Annotated in this window: 3 protein-coding genes and 1 pseudogene; 1 reads left to right on the top strand and 3 read right to left on the bottom strand. The window is 61.1% G+C overall.

Going from position 1 to position 4502, the window contains the following annotated elements; translation table 11 throughout:
• Positions 1–350 (top strand): annotated as a pseudogene (locus A2J01_RS04310) (Bcr/CflA family drug resistance efflux transporter); the annotation flags it as partial.
• Between the two features lie 5 nt (positions 351–355).
• Here A2J01_RS04310 and A2J01_RS04305 read toward each other — a convergent pair.
• The 3 genes from A2J01_RS04305 to A2J01_RS04295 form a co-directional block, all read right to left on the bottom strand.
• Positions 356–1099, bottom strand: coding sequence for an IclR family transcriptional regulator (locus A2J01_RS04305; RefSeq protein WP_007731643.1), 744 nt, complete (start codon positions 1097–1099; stop codon positions 356–358).
• A 70-nt stretch (positions 1100–1169) separates the two neighbouring features.
• Positions 1170–3101, bottom strand: a complete 1932-nt coding sequence (locus tag A2J01_RS04300) for an ABC transporter ATP-binding protein (protein WP_082900791.1) — start codon at positions 3099–3101, stop codon at positions 1170–1172.
• Positions 3098–4502 (bottom strand): ABC transporter ATP-binding protein (locus A2J01_RS04295; protein ID WP_064112071.1); only part of this gene is annotated, 1405 nt, incomplete at its 5' end. The genes A2J01_RS04295 and A2J01_RS04300, both read right to left, overlap by 4 nt.

Below are 4502 nucleotides of genomic sequence, written 5' to 3'. Positions count from 1 at the left end.
CGCCGAATTCCATCACGATCTGGGCAATGTGGGGCAGTAGTGCCGTCGGCGCTGCATTTGTTGTTGTTGCCGCCACCGACTCGTGGGGATTCGTCGGGTTTGCCGTCCCCATCCTGCTGATGCTCTGCGCAACGGGTTTTGTCATGCCCAACGCACCGGCGGTTGCACTGTCCCGTCACGGAGAAGCCGCAGGCTCAGCAGCCGCGCTGATCGGATTTGCGCAGTTCGGCGCTGCCGCTGTGGTTGCGCCCGTCGTCGGCCTTCTCGGCAACACCAGTCTTGCCGTGGCCATCTCCATGACCGGGGCTTCGGTTCTCGGCGTGATCGCGCTGCTCTGCGTGCGTCGATAAAACGGTTATGCCGAGCGTTCGAGAACCGATACCTTCCGGCTGATCCCTTCGGCCGCCGCGCGCAACGGTTCGGCAAAACGCTCGGTGTCCATTCGATACCGCGGACTCGACACACCGATCGCGGCAACTGCTTCACCAAGTCCACCGAAGATCGGGGCAGCGATACTCGATGTTCCCAGGCGAACCTCCTCGGTCTCGACCGCCAACTGCTGCGAACGAACAGCGTCGAGTTGCCTACGTAACCCGTCTTCCGAGTTCACCGTCCGATCGGTGAACTCGACAAATCCGTTGCCTGTTACCGCTCGAAAAACGGAATCCGGTGAGTACGCGAGTATCGCTTTGCCGGTTGCCGTGGCATACATCGGCAGCCGGCCAGCCACCCGCGACGGCAGGTCCACCCCGTGATGACCGGAGATCTTGTCGATGTACAGAACATCGAGGCCGTCGCGAATCGCGAGGTGAACCGTCTCCCGGGTCGCCGCGTGAAGATCCTGCACATACGTCAAGGACACCTCGCGCAGAATACGTTGACGAGGAACCAACTGCCCCAGTTCGAAGAGCCGTAACCCCAACCTGTACTTGGTTCCGACCCGTTCCAGTAGACCAAGAGACACCAGTTCACCGGCTATTCGATGCACCGTCGCCTTCGCAACACCACTCCGATTCGCAAGTTCGGTCAGCGACAGCGCACCCGAATCCGCATCGAAGGAATCGAGTATCAGGCGCGCTTTCCCCAGCAACGAATGCATCGCCGAGCGCCTCCAGTACACAGAATGTGGTCCACCCAGCGGACCAAGTCTGCTCCAGTCTACTGAGGCATCAGATCTCCGCGCCCACGAATTGGCTGTTGTACAGACGGAAGTACGCGCCGCGGGATTCGAGCAGAGCCTCATGGCTCCCCTGCTCCACGATCCGGCCTTCCTCCATCACCACGATCAGGTTCGCATCACGAATTGTCGAAAGACGGTGCGCGATGACAAAGCTGGTGCGGTCGTTGCGCAGAACCGCGGTGGCGCTCTGGACCAGCAGTTCGGTGCGCGTGTCCACCGAACTGGTCGCCTCGTCGAGGATCAGGATGGACGGCTGCGAGATGAAGGCGCGGGCGATAGTGATGAGCTGCTTCTCGCCCGCACTGACGTTGCTGCCTTCCTCGTCGATGACCGTGTCGTAACCCTCAGGCAGAGAGTGCACGAACTTGTCGACGTAGCTCATCTCGGCCGCACGACGAATCTCCTCGTCGGTGGCACCAGGCTTGCCGTAGGCGATGTTCTCGCGGATGGTTCCACCGAACAGCCATGCGTCCTGCAGAACCATGCCGATGCGCGAGCGCAGATCGTCTCGCGTCATGTCGGCGATGTCGATGCCGTCCAAAGTGATACGGCCCGAATTGAGTTCGTAGAACCGCAGGATGAGGTTGACCAGGGTGGTCTTGCCTGCGCCGGTGGGTCCGACGATCGCAACCATCTGGCCCGGCTCGGCAGTCAGGGACAGGTCCTCGATCAGCGGCTGTTCCGGCTTGTAACTGAAGGTGACGTTCTCGAACTTGACGCGACCCTTGTCGACCGTGGGCGACTTCGCGCTCTTCGGGTCCTCCGACTGCTCGTCTTGGTCGAGCAGCGCGAAGACCCGCTCGGCCGAAGCGACGCCGGACTGCAGCAGATTGGTCATCGACGCTATCTGCGTGAGCGGCTGGGTGAACTGCCGCGAGTACTGGATGAACGCTTGCACATCGCCGAGCGTCATCGTTCCGGATGCGACGCGCATGCCACCCACCACTGCGATGGCGACGTAGTTGAGGTTGCCCAGGAACATCACGGCCGGCATGACCAGACCGGAAATGAACTGCGCCTTGAAGCTGGACTCGTACAGATCCTCGTTCTGCTTGCGGAAGCGCTCCTCGACCTCCTGCTGGCGACCGAACACCTTGACCAACTCGTGGCCGCTGAATGCTTCCTCGACCTGCGCGTTGATTCCGCCGGGGCTCTTCCACTGCGCCACGAAGTGCTTCTGTGAACGCTTCGCGATAAACGCCGTCACCATGATCGACAGCGGAACAGTTGCCACCGCGATCAAGGCGAGCAGCGGTGAGATCCACAGCATCATCACCAGAATGCCCAGGACGGTCATCACCGACATGACCAACTGGCTGAGCGTCTGCTGCAAGCTCTGCGCGACGTTGTCGATATCATTGGTCACGCGTGAGAGAACATCACCGCGGGCATGGGTATCGAAGTACCGCAAGGGAAGTCGGTGAATCTTCTGCTCGACGTCCTCACGCAGACGACGAACGGTTCGCTGGACCACGATGTTGAGCAGATACGCCTGCAGCCAACTGAACAGCGACGCGCAGACGAACAGCAGCAGCACGATCATCAAGACCTTGCCGACTGCGTCGAAATCGATTCCGGTTCCAGGCACAACTGCCATGCCGGACACCATGTCGGCGAGCTGACCCTGCCCCGAAGCGCGCAATCCTTCGACAGCCTGTTCCTTTGTCGTCCCCGGCTGGAGTTGCTTGCTGACGATTCCGTCGAAGATCAGGTTGGTGGCGTTTCCCAGGATCTTCGGAGCGATCGAGGAAAGTACGACGCTTGCCGTCACCAAAGCGAAGATCAGGACGACGATCGGCTTGTCGGGGCTCAAGCGACCGAGGAGACGTTTGAGCGAAGGGCCGAAGTTCATGGCCTTCTTTGTGGGATCACCGCCGCCGGGCGGGCCGATGGGAGGCGAGGAAGTCGGTCGATTGCTCATGATGCGTCCTGTACGGCTAGCTGAGAGGCGACAATTTCGCCGTAGGTGGGACAACTGACCACGAGTTCGTCGTGCGTGCCGATCCCCACGATGGCGCCGTCGTCGAGCACGATGATCTGATCGGCTTCCACGATGGTGGAAATGCGCTGCGCGACAACGACGATGCAGGCGTCTTGCGTGACCGGCCGGAGCGCCGCACGCAGCCTCGCATCAGTAGTGAGGTCGAGTGCCGAGAAGGAATCGTCGAACAGATAGATCTGCGGCTTACGCACCAACGCTCTCGCGATGGCGAGTCGCTGACGCTGACCGCCCGATACCGTCGTACCGCCTTGTGCCACCGGTGTGTCCAGGCCTTCGGGCATGGCGCGGACGAAGTCGGCAGCTTGGGCGATCTCGAGGCACTCCCACAGCCATTCGTCGGTAGCTTCGGGGTTTCCGTAGCGGAGATTGGTGGCGACAGTGCCGGAGAACAGATACGGCTTCTGCGGGACCAGACCGATCACCGAACAGAGCAGCTCCGTGTCGATGTCGCGGACGTCGACGCCGCCCACCGATACCGATCCGGAGGTGGAGTCGATCAATCGTGGAATCAGGTTAAGCAGAGTGGTCTTTCCCGATCCGGTGCCGCCGATGATCGCCGTCGTCATGCCGGGTTCGGCACGGAACGTGATGTCGCGCAATACAGGTTCCTCGGCTCCGGGGAACTGGAACTGAGCGCCACGAAGTTCGACGACTCCCGGGTCCTTCAGTTCTCGGACCGGATTCTCGGGCGGAATCACCGACGAATCCGTGTCGAGCACCTCGGAGATACGTTCGGCGCACACCGACGCACGCGGCAGCATCACCGCCATGAAAGTGGCCATCATGACGGCCATCAGGATCTGCATGATGTAGCTGAGCATCGCGGTGAGCGAGCCGATCTGCATCGAGCCCTCGTTGATCTGATGGCCACCAAACCAGATGACCGCGACGCTGGTGACATTGCTGATCAGCATCACGAGCGGGAACATCAGTGCCATGAGGCGTCCGACGCCGAGTGCAGTCTCCGTCAGTTCGCGGTTGGCGTCGCCGAAACGCTCTACCTCGTACGGTTCCCGTACAAACGCTCGGACGACACGGATGCCCGTGATCTGTTCGCGAAGAACACGGTTGACGGCGTCGAGGCGGCCCTGCATGACCCTGAATCCGGGGACCATCCGGGCAATCAGGAAACCCATCGAGACTACGAGAAGCGGGACGCTGATCCCCAGGATCCAGGACAGATTCAGGTCCTGACGCAGAGCCATGATGATGCCGCCGACGCACATGATCGGCGCCATGACGAGGATGGTGCAACTCATCACGACCATCATCTGCACTTGCTGGACGTCGTTGGTGTTGCGGGTGATCAGCGAAGGCGCA

Origin of the sequence: Rhodococcus sp. EPR-134 (genome assembly GCF_001647205.1) — a bacterium.
Lineage (GTDB): Bacteria > Actinomycetota > Actinomycetes > Mycobacteriales > Mycobacteriaceae > Rhodococcus_F > Rhodococcus_F qingshengii.
The sequence above is the reverse complement of the archived record's forward strand: the minus strand, read 5'-3'. Positions and strand labels throughout refer to the sequence as shown.

Coding starts and splice junctions, on each gene's coding strand:
- A2J01_RS04305 (WP_007731643.1), bottom strand. CDS start 1,099: ATGCATTCGTTGCTGGGGAAAGCGCGCCTGATACTCGATTCCTTCGAT.
- A2J01_RS04300 (WP_082900791.1), bottom strand. CDS start 3,101: ATGAGCAATCGACCGACTTCCTCGCCTCCCATCGGCCCGCCCGGCGGC.